General features: G+C 43.9%; 1 protein-coding gene. It reads right to left on the reverse strand.

All coding sequences use genetic code 11. The features are described 5' to 3' along the window. Nucleotides 1-200: 200 nt before the first annotated feature. Nucleotides 201-756, reverse strand: a 556-nt coding sequence (locus ACS8FD_RS19800; protein WP_439277125.1) for an AMP-binding enzyme, incomplete at its 5' end; no start/stop codon positions are given.

Here is a 756-nt window from a genome sequence, read left to right on the forward strand (position 1 = left end):
ATTTGGCAACGATTAAAACCTCATTAAAAACGAGTCTTTATGTTTTTGTCATGCTGTCTATATTAAAAAGTCATGCTATTAAAAACAGCATGACTTTTGTGATATTTGATGTTTGTCTAGTAAAGTTGCGCGCGAACCATACTTATGAATCCTGTTTATAATTATGGTTCGCTATTTTATTGCTTACTAACAGTTGCTTACTAACAGTGTTTTGCCTCGCGTTCTGCTTTGACCACATCAATTATCTTGTTGATGACCGAGCTATCAGCAAGGGTTGACAGGTCACCAAGCCCAACATACTGCCCTGCAGCGATATTACGTAAGATGCGACGCATAATCTTACCAGATCGGGTTTTGGGTAGAGCCTCAACGACATAGATAGCATCTAAATTGGCAATTGGTCCAATCTCGGTGCGCACATGGCGATTTAGCTCAGCTTTTAGCTGATCGCTTGCAACCTCTCCTATACTGAGAATAATAAAGGCAGCAATACCTACGCCGCGAATGTCATGCGGCATACCGACGACAGCGGCTTCAACCGTAGAAGGATGAGCGTCTACTGCACTTTCAACTTCTGCAGTGCCCAGACGGTGCCCTGAGACATTAAGTACATCATCGACGCGGCCGGTAATCCAATAATGCCCGTCTTCATCGCGTTGTACCCCATCACCAGTAAAGTAGTAGCCTGGATACTCAGTAAAGTAGGTCTCCAAAAAGCGTTCATGGTCATGATAAATAGTACGCATCTGTCCCGGC

Source organism: Psychrobacter sp. 1U2, from assembly GCF_051847575.1.